At 46.3% G+C, this 22,704-nt stretch carries 18 protein-coding genes; 2 read left to right on the forward strand and 16 right to left on the reverse strand.

The window, feature by feature from the left end:
* The first annotated feature begins 149 nt into the window (after positions 1–149).
* A complete protein-coding gene (locus tag C7H09_RS02840; protein WP_106761117.1) occupies positions 150–1,340 on the forward strand; it encodes a site-specific integrase in 1,191 nt (396 codons plus the stop codon).
* A 45-nt stretch (positions 1,341–1,385) separates the two neighbouring features.
* Here the strand turns inward: C7H09_RS02840 and C7H09_RS02845 are convergent, their stop codons facing one another.
* The 16 genes from C7H09_RS02845 to C7H09_RS02915 form a co-directional block, all read right to left on the reverse strand.
* A complete protein-coding gene (locus C7H09_RS02845; protein ID WP_106761118.1) occupies positions 1,386–1,730 on the reverse strand; it encodes a helix-turn-helix transcriptional regulator in 345 nt (114 codons plus the stop codon).
* Positions 1,731–1,790: 60 nt separating this feature from the next.
* On the reverse strand, positions 1,791–3,467 hold the full coding sequence (locus C7H09_RS02850) for a DUF927 domain-containing protein (protein ID WP_106761119.1): 1,677 nt from the start codon (positions 3,465–3,467) through the stop codon (positions 1,791–1,793).
* A 15-nt stretch (positions 3,468–3,482) separates the two neighbouring features.
* Positions 3,483–3,680, reverse strand: coding sequence for a helix-turn-helix transcriptional regulator (locus C7H09_RS02855; protein ID WP_104417155.1), 198 nt, complete (start codon positions 3,678–3,680; stop codon positions 3,483–3,485).
* Positions 3,681–3,991: 311 nt separating this feature from the next.
* Positions 3,992–4,480, reverse strand: coding sequence for a small multi-drug export protein (locus C7H09_RS02860; protein ID WP_165794770.1), 489 nt, complete (start codon positions 4,478–4,480; stop codon positions 3,992–3,994).
* Positions 4,481–4,490: 10 nt separating this feature from the next.
* A complete protein-coding gene (locus C7H09_RS02865; protein WP_106761120.1) occupies positions 4,491–7,538 on the reverse strand; it encodes an efflux RND transporter permease subunit in 3,048 nt (1,015 codons plus the stop codon).
* Positions 7,538–8,677 carry an efflux RND transporter periplasmic adaptor subunit gene (locus tag C7H09_RS02870; RefSeq protein WP_133166196.1) on the reverse strand — a complete coding sequence of 380 codons (1,140 nt, stop codon included), beginning with the start codon at positions 8,675–8,677 and terminating at the stop codon, positions 7,538–7,540. Before C7H09_RS02870 ends, C7H09_RS02865 begins: the two co-directional genes overlap by 1 nt.
* Positions 8,678–8,703: 26 nt before the next feature.
* Positions 8,704–9,294: a TetR/AcrR family transcriptional regulator gene (locus C7H09_RS02875; protein WP_104417159.1), complete on the reverse strand. Its 591-nt coding sequence runs from the start codon at positions 9,292–9,294 to the stop codon at positions 8,704–8,706.
* A 458-nt stretch (positions 9,295–9,752) separates the two neighbouring features.
* Complete coding sequence (locus tag C7H09_RS02880) at positions 9,753–11,852, reverse strand: GmrSD restriction endonuclease domain-containing protein (protein ID WP_104417160.1); 2,100 nt, start codon at positions 11,850–11,852, stop codon at positions 9,753–9,755.
* Positions 11,853–11,879: 27 nt separating this feature from the next.
* A complete protein-coding gene (locus tag C7H09_RS02885) occupies positions 11,880–12,200 on the reverse strand; it encodes a helicase (RefSeq protein ID WP_104417161.1) in 321 nt (106 codons plus the stop codon).
* 50 nt (positions 12,201–12,250) lie between these two features.
* Positions 12,251–15,166, reverse strand: a complete 2,916-nt coding sequence (locus C7H09_RS02890; RefSeq protein ID WP_104417162.1) for a TrlF family AAA-like ATPase — start codon at positions 15,164–15,166, stop codon at positions 12,251–12,253.
* Between the two features lie 207 nt (positions 15,167–15,373).
* Complete coding sequence (gene mobI / locus C7H09_RS02895) at positions 15,374–15,946, reverse strand: conjugative transfer protein MobI(A/C) (protein WP_104417163.1); 573 nt, start codon at positions 15,944–15,946, stop codon at positions 15,374–15,376.
* 108 nt (positions 15,947–16,054) lie between these two features.
* A complete protein-coding gene (locus tag C7H09_RS19830; RefSeq protein ID WP_165794771.1) occupies positions 16,055–16,210 on the reverse strand; it encodes a hypothetical protein in 156 nt (51 codons plus the stop codon).
* A gap of 41 nt (positions 16,211–16,251) precedes the next feature.
* The gene (locus C7H09_RS02900) at positions 16,252–16,881 is read right to left on the reverse strand and encodes a recombinase family protein (protein ID WP_104417164.1); all 630 of its coding nucleotides are present in this window, start codon (positions 16,879–16,881) and stop codon (positions 16,252–16,254) included.
* 120 nt (positions 16,882–17,001) lie between these two features.
* A complete protein-coding gene (locus tag C7H09_RS02905) occupies positions 17,002–17,391 on the reverse strand; it encodes a hypothetical protein (protein WP_106761122.1) in 390 nt (129 codons plus the stop codon).
* Positions 17,392–17,461: 70 nt separating this feature from the next.
* On the reverse strand, positions 17,462–17,875 hold the full coding sequence (locus tag C7H09_RS02910) for a hypothetical protein (RefSeq protein ID WP_106761123.1): 414 nt from the start codon (positions 17,873–17,875) through the stop codon (positions 17,462–17,464).
* Positions 17,868–18,716: a hypothetical protein gene (locus C7H09_RS02915; protein WP_106761124.1), complete on the reverse strand. Its 849-nt coding sequence runs from the start codon at positions 18,714–18,716 to the stop codon at positions 17,868–17,870. Before C7H09_RS02915 ends, C7H09_RS02910 begins: the two co-directional genes overlap by 8 nt.
* Positions 18,717–18,966: 250 nt before the next feature.
* Here C7H09_RS02915 and C7H09_RS02920 point away from each other — a divergent pair, with 250 nt between their 5' ends.
* Entirely contained in the window at positions 18,967–22,290 is a 3,324-nt protein-coding gene (locus C7H09_RS02920; protein ID WP_133166197.1) for a VPA1262 family protein, read from the forward strand.
* The last annotated feature ends 414 nt before the right edge of the window (positions 22,291–22,704 follow it).

Below are 22,704 nucleotides of genomic sequence, written 5' to 3' on the forward strand. Positions count from 1 at the left end.
GCATCCAATAAAATATAAATAAGACGTTGTTTTATAAAGAAATTTATTCTATTTCTTTGCAGGCAATTTGATCCGTTTTGCCCCCTCTTGCTCCGTGTGTGCTCCGAGTATAAGTTTTCGGAGCACTCGGAGCACAAAAGGAGCAAAACATGAAAATCACTATCCAGAAACGCGAACCAGACAAGAACGGCCACCGTGCCTTGCGACTGGTCTACTACCACGGTTCCAAGACAGGCCAGAACGGTTCTCGGGCGCAGAAGCGCTCGTATGAGCCCCTGAACCTGTTCCTCTACGACAAACCCCGCCTTCCGGCGGAGCGTGAGCACAACAAGACGGTGAATCAGAAGGCTGAGGCCATCAGGGCAAAGCGGCTGTTGGAAATCGAGTCGTCACGACATGGATTGGATGATCGGACCAAGCTTTCGGCCAGCTTCTTCGATTACTTCGACCAGTTGACCGACGAGAAGGCTTCCGGGAGCAAATCCAATCATTCGATCTGGATCTCCACCCGTCATCACCTGCATCGCTACCATGGCTTGTCTGAACTGACCTTTGAACAAGTCGATAAGCGATTCCTGGAGGGGTTCCGGCACTACCTTCAGCATGAAGCCACCACCAAATCTGGAACCAAACTGGCCAAGAACACGACCAGCAGTTACTTCAACAAGGTTCGGGCAGCGCTCAACCAGGCCTATCGGGATGGCATTGTCCGCGACAACCCGGTTCAACAGGTCAAGTCCATCAAACCGGAGAACACCAAACGAACGTATTTGACCCTCGAAGAGGTCCGGGCTCTGACCAAAGCCGAGTGCCGGTATGACGTGCTGAGGCGGGCTTTCCTGTTTTCCTGCACTACCGGCCTTCGCTGGTCAGATATCCACAAGCTGGTCTGGGGTGAGATAGAGGAATTCGCGGATGGCCACTACCGCATCATTTTTCGGCAAAAGAAGCTTGTGAACGCCGGGAACTCACTGCAATACCTGGATCTTCCAGACTCGGCTGTGAGATTGCTAAACCTGGAGAATCGCGGCAATCCGGGTGATCGCGTATTCAAAGGTCTGAAGTATGACTCCTACACCAACGTTGCATTGGCGCAATGGGTCATGCGAGCGGGTATCACCAAGAGTGTGACTTTCCATGCTGGACGGCACACCTTTGCGGTCAATCAACTGGCCAGGGGTGTGGATATCTACTCGTTGTCCCGGCTTCTGGGCCACAGCGAACTAAGAACCACAGAGATCTACGCCGACATACTCGAAACTCGCCGTACAGAGGCCATGAGGAGTTTTCCTGACATATTTGAGGAGACACTGGACGAGGTTGGGGAATGTGCAGCCTAAGTGACGAGAGGGGCTTTCAAAGCCCCTCTTTACACTTGTCCCACATCAAACACTCCGTCGTCCTGGCCTTCGGTGACTCACCAGATGCTGAGCTGCCGACCGTTCGATCTCTTCCGCCGTCGCGATCCGGTTGGACTGGAGCCATTTCAGGATATCTGCACGGCGAAAGAAAATCCTGTGACCATTTGGCTTGAAGTGAGGGATCTTCTTTTGAGAGGTTAACTGGTACAGCGTGCTTTTCTTCAGCCCCGTGTATTCCGCACAGTCTTCAAGGCTCATGATCTCCTTGTCGACCTCCGGAGCCTTGCTGCCACCGATATGGTCTAAAATGATTTTTTTGAGAACCATCATGTCCTGCAACACCCGTTGCAGCATTTCTTTTTCTGTCATCGCTCTACCCCTACACCGCCATAACCAAAGTGGGAAAACTGGGAAATTGGGAACACCGTGTCAGTCCTCATGTTCAATCCTCTCCAGTTCTTCAAGTTGCCGCCTAACTTGGTCAGGCCTGAGCGCGAAAAACCGCTGCAAATCTCCATTGACCCTGGTTTTGTAGGTCCCCCGGGAGCGCTCATTGCTCACCAGGCAGTCACGCTGTAACAGCACCTCCACTTCCCTCATGTAATGGGTCGGCAGCCCGAGCCGCTTTAGGAAGTGCGATTTATAGATCAACCACAACTCGCGCCCCTCGTGTGAGCGTCGAAAACCCGCTCCGCCCTGGGCACTCGCTTGTTCAATATCACTGAGACTGCGCTCCCAGACTTTCATGGCCCGCTCCAGCGCTTTGAGAAGCCGGAATTCCTCGGAATTTCTGGAGTGGCCTCTATTATCCAGCCAAGCTTTCAAGGTTCGGTGGACGGCTGCCAAGGACTCTTCCTCGCTCCACGGGAGAATGAAATTCCTGCTACCGAGACAAAGTGCTGAACCAATCAAGGCAAAACGCCGGATGACACGTTGCACCTGGGATGCCATCTGATCGTTTGCCCAAGCACCGCTCAGACGACCAACCTCATGATTTAGATACTGACTGAGCTCAGTGTGACGTTCGGTCAGCAACGACACCCACTCCCGAATGACAGAGCCGTGGTAGCGCTGACAAGACGATTTCAGCTCGTCCACAAATTGTTGAGGATGCTTGTGACCATGCAATTCGTCGAACGCACCATAGGTTCCAAACACCGGGAGCTCCACCAGTCGAATCTGCTGGCCTGCGCGTAACGGTTTACCTATCTGCTGAAGCAGCTCTGCAATCCAGACTTCGCCGCTACTCAACACCAGCGTTCGCCAATGGGAGGTTGCAGCCAGCTCGCCGGAGACGTTAGCCCGTAATTTTCCTGATCCGTTCATGATCTGATAGATCGCCGTATCGATGTCTTCTGGGCGAGCCATGCCGATTTCATCCAACGGCAACAACATGTCGTTGTGCTCTGATGAGACTGCCGCTAACCCGTTACTGGTTGAGATCCAACTGCGAACATAGCGGTTTCCCCCATACACGCTAGCCGCCAACTGCAACAGCGTCGTCTTTCCGGTCGACGATGCTCCAACCAAGTGGATGGCGCCATTTTCCATCCCAGCCGACGCAATCAACGGCGCAGCCAGCGCCGTTCCAATACTGAATATTGCTAACGGGTTGCCTCGGCATAGCTGCCCGACATAAGTCTGCCAGTCGCTGAGACTTCCAGACTCCTCTAACGTCGGAGAGCCTGATAATTGGCCTACGAAATGGTACGGTTCTTCAGCTGAGCCGATCGTCCAGTTACTGGTGGCAAATACTCCACCGTGCCAACCCGTTCGATTAACCACTGTCGCCGGTTCGGCCAGAGCCATCTGTTCCAACAGATAGTGCTGAAGCCGGCTCCAGCTCGCCTGCCCGGGTGTCAGTGGATAACCGGTATCAACCAGCATATCCCGTACCTGCCGGGCATTGTCACTGTTGAGATCTCGCGCATACACGACCTCGCGTAACTTCACACCATCGAAATTCTGCCATTCCAGCAACGCTCCGTGCCCGTGCCGTTTGTCAGTTAGCCTGGTGCGAGCCATTACCTGAATCCAGCCACCGACACGCTGCCAATGGTCCCCTGATAAGGCATAGAGCCCGTCATCTTGCAGTTTGTATTGCATATCACGCAGCCCCTCTCACAGCTTGTCCAGCCACGCTTTTACATCCTGGTAGCGAAAGCGAACGGCTCGGCCATTGGGATTTGGCTTCACTGGTGCCGGAAACCGGCCTTGCTTTACGTAGCGCCGTAAAGTTGCCTGTGACATTTTCAAAACAGTGCAAACTTCCTCATAGGTCAGCAAACACTCTTTTGAGGTGGTTATCTGTTTCTTCATGACTACTCCTGATTTTTTGTGAATCAATCGGGGGTAATCATCGGAAATATTCGTCTTGGGGGAGAACCGTGGAATTGCCCTTAAAGGGCACAAAGGCGAGGGTGGATGATAACTTGTTGATAATTAATAGATAAAAATCAAAATAAATTAAAAAAAACAAGTCATTACTGGAAATTTATGGCTTGCGCGAGTGGGTTTTGCGCATTTTATGATCAAATTAGCTATGTGTCTTTCACATGTGAAAGTCAGTGCTCGTTATCAGCTGCATTTTTTGATGCACTGAAACTGATAACCACTTTCTACATCAGCCACTAACCTGAAAATGGTAGCTGTTTACCATCTGACACTTCGGTAATGCCTATTCCCGCTAGAAAGCCGAAGAGCAACGAACAAAAAATCAATGACAAGGTAAACCAAAATAGTACACTTCGTTTTGTAGCTCCCATTGCCATAGCAAATGCGGCCGCAGCATGGACCCCAATAAGAAAAGGACCAAGAAAAGCTAAGCCAGGAACACCGAACTTTTCAAGAATTCGGTGTTTTCTGTCTTTACGTTCAGGTACGGATTCAGCTATATCATCAGTTTCAGATTTTTTTAGCCAACGGCGGACAAAAGCAGTTACTTTTTCACTGGCGTAGATAATCGGTAGTAAAGATACAAGGTTGCCGATAAAGCCAACCATAGCTGCGGGGAACCACGGCAAACCGGCCACTACTCCTAAAGGTACGGCAATCCACACTTCCAGAACCGGAATCGCGGCCCCAACAAATACACTTACATAAAGCATCAACTCATTCATGAAAAAGTTCCTACGCGTTCGCGCTCTTTTTATTAAAAAACAGTACATACAGGCTTGGAACAACGATAAAAGATGCCACGGTTCCCGAGATAAGTCCGCCCATAATTACAACATTAAACGATCTCCATAAGGGATCATTCGCTATGAGTAACGGAAGAAGTCCAAGTATCGTTGTTATTTGGGTTAACATAATTGGACGAAATCGTTCCATCAAAGCCGATTTAAGGGAATCGAGCTCAGATTTCCCCGATTCTTTTTCAATATCGACCTGCTCAATAATTAACATAGCATTCGATACAATAATCCCTATTAAGGCGAATATGGCCAGATTCGCCATAAAATCGAAAGGAAGACGGAAGATAACTAGCGCGAGCAGCAAGCCGATGGCACAAAAAGGTACGCTCAAGACGATAATTGTCACTTTTCTAAACGAATTATACTTATAAATAAACAGTATAATCATTGCTAAGATACACAATGGTAAGAAAGCAAATATCGCTTCTGCTGTAACTTCACTTTCTTCAATCTCACCACCAAACTGTACTTGAACGCCAAATTGCTCTTTTACTTCATCAATAGTGTTTGATATGGAGTTAACTAATTCTTTTGATGTCATTGAAGGATTCAATGCTGTCACCGTGACCGTCGGTGTTAGGTTGCGCTTCTTAATAAGTGACGGATCATGCCTGGTTTCAATGATCGCTATATCAGATAGATATACCGGTTTAGACGAGGACTCGGGGAATACTTGGATATTCTCCAATTGAGATAATGATAAATTCTCCGATAAATTCGTGCTCAGTACGATTGGAATTTGATACTCGCCCTCCCGAAGTACTGAGGCATTTTCTCCCAAACTATGTTCACGGAGTGCTAATAAGATATCCTCACGAGTCACCCCTGTGGATAGAGCTGCGGGACGATCAACCTTTACCAGAAAGTTCGTAACGGAACGTTCCCAATCTTGCTTTACGTTAATAGTGTGCTCTACCTCGTTGAGAGCTCCTTGAATAGCATCTGAAGCCTTTAGAATATTCGATTGCTTGTTACCAATAAGACGAATAGCGGCCTCTCCTGGCGGCGTGGAGCCCATAAAGAACGGGTTGATTTCGAGTTCGGCAAAAGGATACTCAGGAGGCATTTCTGCTCTTAGTTTATCGACAAACTCGCTGACAAGCGTATCTTTGGTGACGTTTACAACAAAATATGCCGAGTGAGGTGCTGGTTCAGGAGGGTTTAAACCAAGGATAAAGCGCGGTCCGCCTTCACTTACATAAGCTGTTGCACCTGTAATTTCCGGGAACCGATCATCATTACTTAGCCACTGAGTCATCTCTTCAGCTACAGCAGCCGTTTGTTCCGCTGGCGTGTTCGCTGGCAGCTCAACAGAAATCTGTAGTTGAGAACGTTCTGAAGGCGGGAAGAACGCCTCTGGGATGGTGCTTGACACAAACAATGCCACTACAAGACTTAAAACCGAAGCACTTAGAAACAACTTCGGACGCGAAATAACCTTGTCCCAAAAGGAAGACATTACGTTCATTACATAGGAAGGTTTACCGCCAGAGATCCCCCGGGTCTTGGACGATTGATTGATAAACCATTTAGCCATGATTGGTGTTAACATCGTAGCGACAAACCATGAAACAAGCAGCATCACACCAATGACAATAGTTAGTGTCTGCATATAAATAGCAGTAATATTGTCAGTGAACACCGGGGGAGCAAAAGCCAATATCACGGTTAAACTAGCAATAAGAATGGGCGTCCCCAGAGTCTTTCCCGCAGATAAAGCAGCCGACTCTCTCTCCTCGCCTTGCGCTACCCTTTTTGAGATGTCTTCAACAATGACCATGGGATTGTCAACGAGTATACCTAAGGCAATGATGAACGACGCAATGCTTACTTCGTTGAGTTCTACGCCAAAAATTCTTAGAAAAACTAACGTGATAACACCCGTGACAGGAACAGCCAGTGCCACCAAAGATCCCGCACGAAGACCCAAGGCAAGTACAGTGACGATCGTCACCACTAGAATAGTTTCGAGCAGCGTTGAAATCATTTTCGATATCACTTGATCAACGACTTTCCCCTGATCAGTGATGGTTTTCATTTGGTAACCTACCGGTAGCTCACTCTCCCATTCGTCCAGCTTACGGCGCAGTTGCTTGTTAAAATCCACCATATTAAGCCCAGGCGCCATATAACCAGCAACAACAATGGCCTGATCACCATCAAGGTATGCTGCACTATTCAGAGGTCTAGCCGGAACTCTGGTGACATCGGCAAGATTTTTCAACGGAAGCATAGATCCGTCTGGTAGCGATATCACGGTTTCCTTAACTTCAGCCAGTTCGTCATAACTGCTCTCAACAAAAATTCGGCTTTGCTGAGTATCAAAATTGATACGCGCTACTTCCCCGAGAGAATTGCTCTTACTCAGTTGTAAAAAGATGTCATTAGGGTTCAGCGCATACTGTGATGCCACAAACGGCTTAAGTTCTATTGATATCTGTTCATCGGCAACACCGTGCAACGTAACTTTGTCCATCCCTGGAATACTATAAAGATAATTGCGAAGCTCATTTGCCTTGTCCCTCAACTCTCTAAAAGAATAATCCGTTGCACTTAGCGCTACTGTCATCACGGCTACCGCATCGTAATTATCATTAACGAATGGCCCTGATACCCCCTCCGGCAACTCAGTAAGTACATCGTGCATTCTCGCTCTGACTCTAAGCCAGGCATGCGAATAACTTGGCGTACCATCTTTTATTTCAAGAGAGAGATAAATTTCTCCTGCCCTTATTGAGGTCGTAATATTTTTCGTTTCTTCTAATTCTCGCAACGCTCGCTCAATTGGTCGTGCAATAAGGGCTTCTGTTTCATAAACATCTAAGGCTGGGTGGTAAGCCGTTATGATGGTTTGGTTGATAGGTAAGGTGGGCTCCTCCCGAGAAGGGTAATCCGGATATAATGCCAGACCCGTGATCGTTAGTATTATGAAAATAAATAAAACAAGTCGGCTGTTTTTTATCGAAAAAGCAGTAATAGACATTATCGTACTTCCTCAGCCGGTCGAACCTTCTGACCCTCACTGATAAAGGCAGCACCCGCAGCAACATACGAATCTCCTTTCTGAAGATCACTTTTAATCCAGTAGCCACCTTCTTCAGCGTTAACAATACGGATGCCTGCTTTACTAACTCTCCCGGTTTTTTCGTTGTACTGGTAAACAAAAGGATTCCCATCAGTAGGCTCAGCAACAACAGCACTGTGAGGCACAAATATCGCGCCTTCTCCGTCGGGCATTCGATAACTGACGCTAACCACTAATCCTGGCAAAGGGCGTTTTTCTCGGGAAGTGTCGAGACGAAGTCTAACGGGGAAATTTAATCCCTCGTTTGCTCGCTCACCCAAATGCTCGACGGTGGCATTAAAATATGACCCCCGATAGTTCACTGTGATCTCTAGTTCTTTGTCATTTGATATATACTCTGCCAGATCACCGGGAATTGATGAGTCAACGATGAACTTCTCCATGCCGTCAAATGTAAAAGCGACTTGATTTGCAGTGACTTCTTCGAAGGGTTCGACACTACGACTTGAAATGACCCCATCATAGGGTGCCTTGATAGCGGTTTTAGAAAGGTTTCGCTCTGCAAGCCTGATTTGTGCCAGGGCATCACGGAGCGTCGATTGAGCGTTTTCGTATGTCGATCTGGCAGCATCTAAATTCTGTTCAGATACAGAGTTATTTTCACGCAACCGCACGAGTCGCTCATAATTTGTTTTAGCTTCTTCAAATGTAACCCGCGCTTTCTCAGCTTCAGAGCGAGCGCTCTCAAGGGCAAGCCTATAGGGCTCCTGATCCAGAACAGCCATCACATCTCCGGTGTTGAGCTGCGCGCCAATATCGAAGAGAACGTAGTTCACTGTACCATCAACACCAAAAGACAATTGGCTTCGGTTTTCTGTCTGTGTCACTCCTGGAAAACGAATGCTCTTAACATAAGCATCGTCGGCCACACTGTTAATCGATACGGCTCTTACGTTTTCTGTAGCAGTTTGGGTCGGTTCTTCACTACAGCCCTGTAACAGCAGTAAAGTACAAATAAGCATGCCTAATACGAAAACTCGATTAGCCCGTGCATAATAAATATGTAACTGATCATTTATATAAATAAGCGATGTCAATTTGTGAAGTCCTATAAACGAAAATACTAAGGTCGAGGTCTTAAAAGCGTTTGTATAAACAGCCTTAACATGTCAGGCGAATACTCGGCGTCAGCCGTTGCAATATGGCAGGATATTCCGTCAATATATGCGAAAATAAAATGAGTTATCTGTTCAGGCGTTAGGTGATTACTAATTACGCCCGTGTCTTGTGACTTTTTAAACATCGAGCACGAAACATCATAAAGCTCCTTGCTTGAATTAAGTACAATCTTCTTTATCTCGGGGTTTCTAGACGATTCCGCGAGTATTTCTAAGTACATAATTGTTCCGGTCGTGTCACCGGTGAGGTGCGCTTCTTTCTCCAGAGCTGTTTGAAAGTCGTCGGCGCTTTCTACTCTTTTGAGGGCAGCCATGTCTCTTGAAAAATATCGCTTGGCGATTTCCAAGATCAACTCATTTTTTGAGGAAAAATATTGGTAGAGGCTAGCTTGACTAACGCCAGCCATTCGAGAAATCTCAGCGATTCCAGCCCCGTGAAAGCCTTTCTTAACGAAGCACTGGATGGCACCATTAATGATTCGCTCTATTTTCGCTTCACGAGCAGCATAATTGATTGGACGGCCAATATTCGACATCTTCACACCTTAATTAAGTGAATAATCATTTATATAATATACCGGTAGCATTGTCAACCATAAAGGTCCTTTCAGAGCCCCATTCAAGCCCTATTAGTAAACATCTACACCAACAATCGCGCAAAGAGTCCTTTTCGAGGCTCTTAAGAGAGGGAGAAGTGCTGGCAGGGAGGTTACTGGACTGAGAGCACGTCGTTTCCACCTGATTTGGAAAAACCACGCACTGGGATTCCGGCGACAACTTATCCAGATTAGTAGCGTATGTGCTGCTCATATCTCCAAGAGGCGACCTATTAGAGCGCATGGAATGGGCTCAAAGTTATCCAAATCAGATAGGTATGTGTAGCGATTGGAAAGTCCTCCAGGAGAGTCCCCGACCGCTGTTGGAGAACTCTCGCTCATTGTGATCGTCCAGCCACTACTTTCCGCCCCAGTTGCCGGGGCGCTGTTCCCACTGCTCAATCAGCATCGTTCCCCATCTGCTTTTCGAACGCCTGTCGAATGAGCCCCATTACATAGGCCAGCTCAGATTCCTCACTTAACCCTACTTCTACATCGCCATTTCCCCAACGTCCGAGGTTGGTCACGTCACGAGCCATCCCTTTCGGATCGCTCAACTCGTGAAACGGCATATTCAGAGACAGTCGCAAACGGGTCTTTTGCGGGACCACATCGACAAAGTTCGTCTCGGCTTTGAACGCTATATAGAGCTTGAGAACTTCTTCAGTGACGCTCGGGTCGAGCGCCTGGACTTCCTTTCGGAGCTGCTCAAATAGAGCGCGCATTGGGGTCCCGTTTGCTAGTTGAGGGTGATCCTCAAGATTGTAGGCTTCTGGTTTGACGGCCACGTTGCGGTAGGTATCGAGGATCTCGTCCGGCAATACCGGAGCCGCCCAAACCCGCACCGCTTCCTGGGCCAGCTTGGCGGCCCGATTCTTAATTGAGTCCTCATTCCATGCTTCTACAGCTCCCAGGCCCTCGTTGAGCCGTAGAGGGCTTTGTTTGAATCCGCCCTGCATATCGCGCTTCTCGATGAAAGCTCGGTCGCTGTACTCTGAGTTGTAGCCCGTAAGAGTCAGGTTACCCAGCGTATGCAGCCAGGTTTCATGCACACGCTTCCATTCCGGACCTAGCTCATCCTTCCATCTAGCAGACAGATTCTCATTCTGCGGCATGATGTGTTCAATCGTGTATTCGTCGACCGGAACCCGCTCCTTGCGCTCGAAATTCTCCAGGCGGCGTAACCAGTAACTCCGGCTGCGGAAATTATAGAGATCGCGTACTGCCAGTTCCCTTTTGAACTCTTCGTCATTCGGAAAACGCCGGTATGACTTCAAACCGAGCAGGTGAGCCTTGACGCTCTCCAGGTAACGGTTCTTCTGCAATGATTTGTGAAAGGTCGCAAAGGTCTTGTTCAGCGAGTTTGTGGGGATGGCACAAACGGCACGACGGAACACATAAGCCTCGATCAGCCGAATAGCGCTATGAAAGTCATCTTGGGACAGATTGTCCTGTTGGTAATCATGGTAAAGTTCCAACAGAAACGGATATGCCACATCGACTTTGAGTTCACGCAGATCTTTAAATGCCATTCCGAGCTGTTTATCTGTTTCTTTCCCCAATGCCATCGCACAAAAATACCGAGCGAAAGCATGTATTTCGGCAACCAATGAATCGACACCAGCACTCGCAACTTCGGCGCGACGTGAATGCTGTTTGAAAGCCTCGTACACTTCATCTAACCGTGGAATTTCCCCGGTTTTAACCGTGAGGTAGTGACGCATGAAGCTGTCAAAGTAAACGCCATAGCCTTCTTGCCCGAATTCCACCTCCATCGGACGCCAGTGGTCGCGATAGAGCCGAGTTTGATGCTCCGGCTCCAGTCCCATCAGCACATAGTTCCGGATCAGGTCAGCCTGGCTCAAAGCTTTTCCTGTGGAATTCATGCTCTCAAAAATGAGTTGCGGGTTATCCTGGTCTCGGCTCAGCGCAATATCAACGATGATGAGCTTTGAAAGGCCCCGGCAGAGGGTTTCCAGTTCCCCGTTTAGCCGCTCAATCTGGCTGTTGAAGAACTCGAAGTTTTCTTGGATTCGAAGAGAACCGTCATCAGGTAACGGCTTCTGCGTGACCAACGCCAGCAGGCTCTCTTTGTCCGTCTGGGTCAATAGCAGTTTGTAAGCTCGCTCACCGTCTTCCAACGGGTTAAGCAGGTAGTAATTGCGCAGCTTCTTAGCCGAAAACCCCTCCAGAGTCTCTGTGTTCCCAAGGTGTCGAGATAGCGCCTCAAGAATCAGCATGGTGGTAGTCAGTCGCTGTTGCCCATCAATGACCAGCAATGGTGATTGACTGGACACCTGATAAAGCCCCTTCTCGATGTAGACCACCGAGCCAATGAAATGTGCTGATATACCATCGTTGGTGCCGGCTCGCATAATGTCGTCCCACAGTTGGCGACATTGCTGTTCAGACCAGGAATACGTTCTCTGGTAAATCGGAATGACAAATTGTGGCGACTTCTTCAGGAAGTCGAGCAACTTGGCTTCTGTAGCTTTCATAACGGACGTTATCCCTTTTTTGTTCTGTTACTGTGATTCAACGCTGGTTTTGACCTGGTTATACACAGCCCGCATCAGGTACTGAGAAGCGATATTGCGGAAGGATTCGTCGTTCATCAAGCGTATGAAGATGTCTTCGTTGCCGTCCATTCGCTCTACAAACAAATTCTCAAGCTGCTTGTTAAATACCGGTTCGAAATTCTCCAGGCTGTTGGCCATGACGGCCTGCCGTAGCTGTTCGTTGGCAACAGCGGTTCCCTTCACCTGATCGAAGAACAGCTGATCCGCCGGGGTAAATTCAGTACCAAATCGCTCGTTGAGCTTGTCGACCAGCGTCGATAACTGCACCTCTTCCTCTCCCTGGCCGGTGCCGACCTCGATCGGGCCTTAAGTTGTCCTTATCGCTTGAAAGCGTACTTACGCTCTCGCTCTTCGAATGCAAGTTGCCCCCCCTCTAGAACCTCGCAAATATGCTCTCTAATGCCGAATTTCTTAAGCAATGAAGGCGCATCTGGTTCGAAAAACGTGCACTCCATGGCGCCGGAAACATATTCGAATCTAAATTGCTCGTTTTCCATATCATGCTGCTGGCCAGCCTGATTCGCGACGATAACACATTCGGAATCCGTGGATACAACCATATTAGCGTTGTGAGTGACCATGATGATTTGTCTTTTCTCTTTCCTTTCCCTAATAAAGTCGCGGAGTTCATTATAAACTGTTCGGTTATCTAAATTATCTTCAGGCTGATCTATAAGTATAGGGTGAGAGGAATTGCTCAAGTGTAGTATGAGATGGAGAAGCACCAGTCCTCGCTTACCGGGCGACATGCTGATAATGTCGTCATTTTTATAAAGCAAGTTAAAAGATATGTAAAAGCAATCCTGAAGTAGATTTCTAAGGATTAGTTCCTCGTTCGCACTCTTTCGAACTTTATGGGCGATCTGGGAGAAATCTCGAACCTTCTCGCTCAGGGTGAATATAGAGTCTAAATGCGTGTCTTTTGAGTAAATATAATTGTTTTCACTATCAATCGAGTCGCCTAGAATACTTGCAAGGCTTCCTCTGGCATCAAAACAGTTTATGAAAGAATCGAAACTATTGTGATCGAATTCTAGGCTAGCTTGAAGCGTTATATTTTCATTGTCTATCTTCGCAGCACCATTGAAAAGCGCCTCTATTTCACCATATGTGTCAAACAACTGCTCATACAGGGCTTTAAGCTGATCAGAAGCTGCTTTTCCTTGTTCGAGAGTGCTTTTGACCTTCTTGCCTGCTTCTTGAATAGCTCTAAGCTTAGCTTCTTCCCGTTTTTGCGCCTCTAGAAGTCCTTTCAATTCGTTTTGGCTTTTTACTTTAGACGAGAATTTTTCAAGACTTTCCGTGGTATTTATAATTCTTTCATCTAGCGAGCCTATCAAGCTATTAGCGCGGCGAATGTTCTTTCCCGCTTCTATTGGCAGGTCATCAATAATTTTCTGAATCTTAGCCAGTGTTATCTGAACAAGGCGGCTTCCAGTGTGAAACCGTTTTTTTTCTGACTCTTCAGAATTCGTCATAAGAGCTACGTTTCTAAACGAGTCTTCCATCTCTCTTACTAATTCATTTTTTAGCTCAGTGTGTATTTCAATATATCTTAAAAGAGACGAACGCCTTTTTTCACTAACTGACAATCTGTCGCTAAGCTTTTTATAAATCTTGCTTTCTTCAGGAGTAAAACCTGATGATTTTTTTATTTTTTCTATTTTTTCTTTTATTTTTTCTCTTTCATTATTTACCGAATTCTCAGCTCCTATTTTTTCCTTTTCGCTCTTTTCTTTTGCATACTTGTGTCTGAGGGATACAAGTTTTGTAACCTGTGTACTGATGCTCTCATTCAACGAATCACATTTTTTAAAAAGCTCTTCAGCATCTAGCTTTATTTCCCTGTCTTGATATAGAATTTCGAGTACAAGCTCATTGAGTTGATCTCGACCACTTTCCTCGGCTAATTTATTTATATATAGCTGAGGTATATAGGTTATTGGTCGTTGGTCGTTTGTTTCTCTAAAGCTTTGTTTAGTGTTGTCGTTCCAAGTGATTTCAAAGTCGAAATTTGATTCATTTTCAAATTCTGGATAAGTACTTGCCTTTGCTAGATCACACTTCTTTACGGTTTCCTCTTTGTTTGCCGTCCTTGAAATATGATAGAGTAAAAGCGATTTCCCTGAGGATTTGCCACCAATAATCGAATTTAAATCCGAATTTAATTCTATTTTATATTCAGGAAAAATATTTTTCCCACTGGAATCTTTGAATCGAACAGAGTCTATAACTTCATAGCTTACCTTATCGCCAGGGCAGGTATCTTGAATAGCAACCCGTGACCTCGGCTCAAATACTACCTGCTTGAGGCCCTCAAAAGTAAGATCAGCCTTTATCCAAGTGTTATTTTCTTCGTCAGGCTCAAAAAGTGTGTCGTATGCATGTGCATCAGAACCCCATATACAAGCTTTAGGTAAGCCAAATTCTTTTCTGAAAGAGGTAGGATTATCGTGATAATCTCCGAGCAAGAAGCTTCTCGTACGCTTGTTAGATGAGAATATCAGTTGGCTCTGTTGAATAAGTGTCTTCCGAGTACCGTGACCGGCCGAGTTCCAACTTACTCTGCTGAGGTCTTCGTCACACGGCAAAGCTAACAAGTAGTTTTTTTTGAATCTTCCATCTTCGGTGAGCAGTTCTGCTATTTCGCTTGTATTGACCGAGGCATTGCAGATCCCTACCGCAAGGGCAGATTGGCCTCTAAACTCGGGGTGTTCTTCAATTAGTCTTTCACCATATTCTATCAAGTTTTCTTTGGTTAAGGCTCTTCTCTCTGCTTTAAGCCCTGTTTCAGCGTGAGTTTCAAACTGTATTCTAGATAAAAACTCTCTTTGGATTAATGTGGGAGACAATTCATTGGAAAGGATAACGTGGAAGTTGGTCCGCCTATTCCATTTTAAGTCGACCTCTTTGCCTACTACGAGTTTGTCCAAGCGAAACTCGAGATTTGGGAAAATAGCAATATTCTTAATTTTCCTGATTTCATCCTCATCAAATAGCTCAGATAGTTTATCATCGTTGAGAATATAGTCTTCGACTACTTTTTTATAGCCGTCAAGAAGGCAATAGTCGGTCAGGCCAATGGCACTTACATTATGATCTATTGCTGACCGAAAGAGTTTTCTGACGTAATTGTCAAAGTCGTCGCCGAACTGGTTGTTCAGAATTGAAAATGGGGTATGGACATGGAGGTCCCACTTTCTCCAAATTGATCCTTTTGAGCAGTTTTTCACATATCCCTCGCAGTCAACCGTAAGAATTGCTTTTTATTGTCAAACTATCGTATACACAGGTCGGTGCGAATACAAAAAAATCTAGGTCTTTCGACAAATCTTGTACCCAGAGGATTACGTAGTTCAAGCCAAATACTGTTTGTAATCATCCACTAAAATAGATGCATAAAGCCCGTCGGAAAGGGACGGGCCTGAACGATTTTTTGTTTAGGATTCTGGAGGCCGAAGGCCATCGAAGTGCGCCTCCAAACTGTCCAACTGCTTCAGGTTTGCCCTGACGAGACGGCGCATGTGAGTGAGGTTTGCATTCATGATACGCACTATCTCAAACCCGGCTTCGGTCTCCTCAATGATGGGCCTTTCCCAGTCGTGAGCGCGGTTAAATGCGGGTTTTGAGTACCGGTGTTTCAGGGCACGGCGGATGTGTTCACTGAAAACCGCATGTCCCTTACCGTTTTTCACTCTTACGAAGGTGTTGTAGTACCAGTGCATTTCCAAGCTGCCGTGCAGCATTCTCACCCGGCAGCCGTGATGGCCAGGATAGCCTCTCGTTTCTTTGGTTCGATGAGCCTCATTATGCGCCCAGAAATGGTCCGACAGTCGCTGAGCGAGATAGCGAAGGCGCGCTCGCTCCATATCCAGGCTTTTGGAAAGTGATTGTAGATACTGTCTGCATTGACCAAGTGCCATTCGGCGCCCCTGATGATGGTCAAACTCCCCGGCGCGCGCCACCTCATGCCACTTATCGGTGATTTCCTGAATGGTTTTGGGTTTGCTCATTAGCATTCTCCTGTTGGTTGATGTTCAAGAGAAATGCTACTGGCCGCAGAGACAAACCCACGGGTCTGTAATTTGCCAATTTGGGCAAAAGTAGCCGTTTACCCCAGATTATCTGGAATTTTTATCGATCTGGCGGCGTGCTTTAAGCTTCCGGTTGAGAAATGCTTCCAGCTTGTCAGCATTCAGGTATGTGATGCCGCAGATCGCCAGGATAACGGCGACAAAGCCGAGGAAAGCAATGAGTGTGACGAACATATCGATCATGTGAGTTCTCCTGTTTTCGTTCTTTGATTGCAAATTGCAGCCTATGCTGCACCTGACTGCTTTTGTTCCTTTGCGACAGAGGCAATCAGATGGCGCGAACAACCCAAGATGTCCTGGATTTCGTTATAGCTATGGCCAGTGCGCAGTAAACTGGCGATGTGTTGCCGCCTCTTCAGATCAGGTTGACGCCCCTGATACTTACCCTCGCTGCGAGCCTTGTTGATCCCTTGATTCTGTCGGCGACGTCTGTCCTCATAGTCTTTCCGGGCTACCGCTGCCAACATGTCGAGCATCATGCTGTTGACCGCCTGCAAGATAGATTCGGTAAAGCCGGTGTCGTCTTTCTTGTCCAGAGCCAGCCAACTCGTTGGTAACTCGGGCGAGACAATCGCCAACCGCTTGGCTGCCAGCTTCTGTTTGAGCGTATCCCAGTCCTGCTGTTTAAGGCGGGCAAGCCGGTCTATCTGCTCTACCAGTACAATGTCACCTTCACCAGATTCGGCAATCAGTCGCATCAGTTCGGGACGATGCAATGTGGCACCGGAGACGTTCTCGGTATAAAAGGCAGCAATGCGCTGACCGTGTTGCTCGGCAAACTGGATTAGCGATGCTTTGGCCCGCTCGGCATTTTGTTCCTGGGTCGATGCTCTCAAATAGGCGCGTATAAACATTCATGCCTCCTCAGTCTGTTATAAGTGGTTCCGTTTGGCCGGTCTGTTTTAAATGGTTACTTGTCATGGTAAGCGGCCTGAGCAGTTGGTTCCCCTGATGTGTACCCATCAGGAACCACCTCAAGAGTCGAAAAACTCCCCGAACGGATCATCCTCTCGGAGGATCGGATTGACTCTGAAGTCATCGAACAGATCGCCTGCGCCTTCTTGACTCCCGGTGCCAGAGGTTGTCGTGCTGCTTGGACCGTTTTCTTCCCTACCACCACCTCGACTAAACGACGCCATCTTTTTCTCGAATTCAGGAAACGTCATTTGCCCATCGGGTCCCTTAGTAAAAACTGTCTTGTAAGCATCGACTGCGGCCATTGCGAAGCGAATGAGCAGTAGGATCACCCAGAGCACCAACAATAGATACCATGCGTAGAGCGATGCATCGGTACCCCTTAAGGCGAGCTCCACAACGCCGATCCCGGCGAGTCCCACTGCTACTATTTTTGTTACCTTCACCATGGTTTCAGTCCCCGATAGTTCTTTACTTCGAAGCTATCAGAACCTGAGAAAATGCAAGTTTCGACCGGCGTCAGGCCGCACTGGCTCGCCCGGCGAGCCATGGCACTTTCAACTTGCTGTAGGCATCATTTGTCATCGACCTCAAATCTCCCGCATCAAGGTGTGGAACCAGCCACGCACTGCCTTGGTATCGAACTCTCGGGTAATTGGATGGCTGGAATACGCCATGAGGGAGGTCGTCCTCATCGCCCAGCCACTGCCTGAGCCGGATATCGATACTCCAGCCCTGTTCGAGCTCGATCCAACAATGGGGAGCAGTGACCATTAGGCTCAGTCGGTCCTCTGCGTATCCGATACGGCATTGATGGAAGATGCCTTGCTCGCTCAGGGCATTGCTGATCACAGAGGTCATGCAGTCGCTATCGATTTTGGCGTCTTCAAGCGGCAACAGCGCGAACTCCAGTTCATCATGCCAGTCACTCATGATCTGGCTCCTTGAACATCAGTCGCTGCCCCTGCTCGTACAGCACAGGGTACGGTAGCGGTTCGCCATCCTGGGTGACGGTGCCGGGAGGAAAGTACACCACCATCCAGGATGGTAAGGCACCACTGATCGTGCGGTAGAACTCGTCCACAGGGAAGCTGAGTTGCTCATCTGACTGCCGGAAAACAAGGCGGGAATAATTCTCTGGATGATTGGCCGCAATGTTGTAGCTTTCAGGCTCAGCGCCTTCCACGTAGGCCGGAGACTTCCAGCGATTCGGCGTTTTGATGTTGTAAGCAACCACACATTGACCAGCACCGCATCCATGCTCAGTGCTTTCAATCGACCAGAGCATCAGTGGATGGCCGTCAATCTCAGGCGTTTCCACGTTACTGAGTTTGGTGGCACTCAACGCCATATCATTGGCAGCTACCCGGATGGCCTGGTCAACCAGATTTACATACTGCTCATAGGCCTGAGCCTCTGAAGTGGCCATCGACGCAGGCATCCATCCCATCAGGCTTGGTCTCGCCGATGGATTGTCCGGTGTCATCAGGATGTCGGTAGCGTTGAACAAAAACGTTTGGTTACCCGATAGATGTCGAAGCGGTGCACCGAATGAGGTCGCCAGGCTGGCGAGATCCAGTAATGGCACCAACATGCCTTTATTGTAGGAGCGGGTACCATCCTCAGAATCCCGCAAGTCCATATCGTAGATGCCACCGGCTCTCGCCAGGTTTAAGGCCCGAGACTCTTCCGGATTGTAAGCTCGTGGGGTAGCCGCGCAGCCAGCCAGGGCAGCGGCCAATATTGCCGTAGTTAAGGGTGCTAATCTTTTCATTATGTCCTCCTGCTTTCATTAAATATTCTCATGAGGTTGAGAATATGCAAGAGGAAAAATAAAAATAATCTTTATAAATCAATAGTTTGTACTGATAGAACAAAGTTCCTTTCGCTCAAACATATAACGACAGACACACTGCCGTTACGTTGAAGCTCATGTGTTGTAAAACACTATAAAATGGTAGATGGTAACGGCGAGGAACGTACCAAATTACATAGTAGATACAAGTGCATAAATCGGGGCAAGAATGAATAAAGCGTTTAAAGACAATAAGGTCAGCACAACATTAAAAGACCTAATAGGTGACACTAGGCTGGCTCGCTTATTCTACGGTGATCCTCGGCCATGCGCTGTACAGCTTTGGATTCTTCAAGTTCATTCCACAGAAACGACTAAAAACCGGATTATCTATGGTCGTGTAGTACCATACTCACATTCTAATAATTCTTGGTCTTTCAGCAATAATGACAAATTTACGAATCTTGAACATTGCAGAGCGAAAATAACCCGGCTTAATCTGTACATCGGTAGCAATTTATTAAGTGATTTTCTGGAAATGCTTTGTGATGGAGTTAATATTTCCACGATAAGCGATACTTTAGGTCTTGAGCGAAAAAATAAGTTTGATGAGAAGTTTGGCACAATATTTTTAGATCCAAAAAAATTAGTTTATAAACCCGTAATATATCTTCTTAACAAGGATGCGTTCGAACTTCACTCGACTACTAGCCCCCATGGAGCAGCGGGTGCCATTAGCGCATCGATCACTCAAGTAGATAAATCATCTCTCTTCCAGGACAACCATAATTATCGTTCCGACCTTACAAAGTTTATCGTCGAACATCTAAATTTTGACACTGGATTGAACTTTGAAGATAACGATAAAGTGCGATTTGGTGATATTGAGTTTCTCGTTTTTCCGACTTTAGATGAAAAAGAGAAAAATTTACTTGAAGTTGTTTGGGGCGATGAAAGACGGAAATTAAGCGTTAAATTCGACGCCAAGAATCTTCCTAACTACCCTGATTTTCTATTCAACATTAAGATCTATAACAGCGGTCAAATTATATACTCAAGGATTGCAAATGCGAAACAGTACGACAACCGCATATATATGCGCGAGTTTGATATTGATAGAACAGTTAGATCCATCGCTGACTCTACTGAACTAGAAATCTATGGTTTTAATGTCGAAGATAGCGAAGAAAATATATTATGTTGCAGGTGGCGCACTGGATATATTCGAGAAATAAATTTTCAAGCTAATGTGGTCGGTGGTAATTCAAGCTCTGTTAAATTTGATTGGTTAGAGAACACGGTCAAAGAAAAGCAATCTAGCCGCGTGAAAGCAGTATTAACTAAAAACACAGGAAACCATGGGTTTGCTAGCCAAGTGGGCGGCCGGGAGGCTGACCCTTGGGTTGCTGTAAACCGCGAGCTAAGCCCTATTTTTAATAAACTGCACCCAAAAAAATCGGATGCAAGGTTTTTCGAACGTTATGGACCAAGCGATGGTGAAGGCCGTTTACAATTTGTCGAATGGTTCAAAGCTCTCTTTTCAAAATATAACGACAGCCAAATAATAATTTTCGATCCCTATTTTGATTCGGCTGGATTATCGTTGCTTTCTTTATATGCTGCGCCTAAGTGTAGCTACATAGTATTTACCTCACTACCAAAACAAAAAGGTGACGAGGAAAACCCTACTAATCGTAATAGAGTAGACGATCTAGTTACTGCTTGTGAAAACAATAAACGAACCCTTTCAAAAATAAACCTCAGAATCATTGGCTTAAAAGACGGAAAGCTCCACGACCGATATATCCTGATTATAGGAAGCGATGGCTTACCAATAGTTGGCTTTAATTTATCAAATTCCTTGCAGAAAGTGGCAGAGAACTATCCCTTACTTATTACGCCGATACCATCTGATACTTTGTTAGAGGTTGAAAAATATAAAAGTGGCCTTTTGAAGGACTTAGAGGCAAAAACATCTGATTCTGAAGAAAACAACCCTGGATTAAGCAAACTATATGTTTCTTCCGAAGCTCCAGGGAAAAATGTAAGATACGAGCCACTAAAAATACTGAATAATGAATTAGCAGGCGACATCCTATCAATATGGGCTAACGAGCCTTCATTAACAGGATTATACGGTGCACCACTGAAAGACAAGTTGATATCTCTTGAGCTATTAGAAGGGGACTCACTTAACTTGATCGATCCTCAGGGGTTCTTAGCCTGGGTAAAGAAAAAGGTCAGCTCTGAAGATTTCATGGATCAATGGGAAGTGGTTGGTGAATTTTTGGCAAACTCTAGAGCTGGTGATACAGATTTTCAAGAAATATTAAGTGAAACCTCGTTCTTACAGAATCTCATGGGGTACCTTACTAAATCGATACAGCGCACCCATAAAGATCTGGATACTGATATAACTGTCTTAGAACCTCACCTATTTCAAAGACCAATTGAAAAGCTGCTGTGTAGCTCTTACCAGCTTCATCATATGTGCCATATGACTAAATATACAGCACTTACTTGGTCAGAATATTTTGCAATAAAACTGCTTTGGTCATATGACCCAAAATCATTGTTAGAACTGGTTGCTGAAGAATCGCCTAAAATTCCGAAAGAGCCGGATCATGCTGACATAATTAGGCTGTCATTGTTAAGCCAAATTGTTAGCGAGATCTCCCTATCCATAGAGCTGCTACCAAACTATTCCCGCACATGCACTTTATTGAATAGTTGTAACGGTTTAATTCGATGGATGGGCTTATATGCTCTAGAGCAGATGATTGATCAAACTAAGGACGTCACATCAGAGCTGGGCTTGCTTTCAAGATTTGACCGCACGGAAAAGGTAAGATATTTAGGTTGGTTGGTGAACAGATCGGCAAATGATGAAAGAAAACGTGATCAATACGAGAAATTATTAGTCGCACTCAAAAGCGAACTACCAGAACAGCTATCTGGAAGTGATTTGAGGCACGTAATCGATTCGATGAGAGGCCATATGCGCCAATTACCATGGACAGAACCGTGGTTGTTTCGGGATCTAGTTTTACCTCTACTTCAAAGTGAGCAAGCTGATACGGATGATGCTTGCAAAATCTGGATCGAGGAAATCGTTTCATTGATAGGCCCAGCTGAAAGCAGGAATTCAAGACTGTTCCAACTTTCACGGGAAGGGCAGATGACAAATACTTGTGCATTTATCGTCGCTCATAGTACGCCTGAGCAACAAAGACAAGTAATTGAATTGATCAGACCCATTTTAAATAAGCAGAAAAGAGTTTTACAACAACCTCTGGCAAGTACGTCTAACTGGTCTTGTTGGAACGATGCTTTGGTAGTCTCAATGTGGATATTGGCATTCACTAGGTGGTGTCAATACTATTTAACCGAAATGAAGCAAGCTAATGTAGAATTAGATAACTTGTCAGGAGAAGCAAGCGCCCTTGCAATGTTAAGGCCTATGGAAGAATGGGAGTCAGAGGGGACAGGAAAAGACAGAGACCTGGCCTCATTCCTATCCCAAGCTGAAGATCTTCTTTCGCAGTCGGAGTAACTCTGCTGTCATAGGGGCGAACAACTTGGCAGTCGGTCATACCATTCAATTAAGAGTGGATATTGACAGATGCAGAATAATCGAACAGGAGATACTTTATGTTCCCAGTTTCCCACTTTTCCCAGGTCCTTAATGGGGAATCAGCATTCGGATCTACAGAAACTTGCAAATATTTAGACTTTTTTCGCAAATTTCAGCACTCCGAGAGTGCTCCGAAAAACTTACAAGGTACTGTTTTTAAAAGAAAACAAATATTCTGTATCGGGAAGTAAGCGCCTGGGTTACGGTCAGGTTGAGAAAATTTGGCAATACGCAATCGCCCTTACGAAAACACACAGTTTAGATGTGAAAAGCTGTCAGGTACTCAGGTACACTCTTTATCAGTTACTGACATCACTGTTTATTGTGGGTTAA

The organism is Marinobacter fuscus (assembly GCF_003007675.1).
Taxonomy (GTDB): domain Bacteria; phylum Pseudomonadota; class Gammaproteobacteria; order Pseudomonadales; family Oleiphilaceae; genus Marinobacter; species Marinobacter fuscus.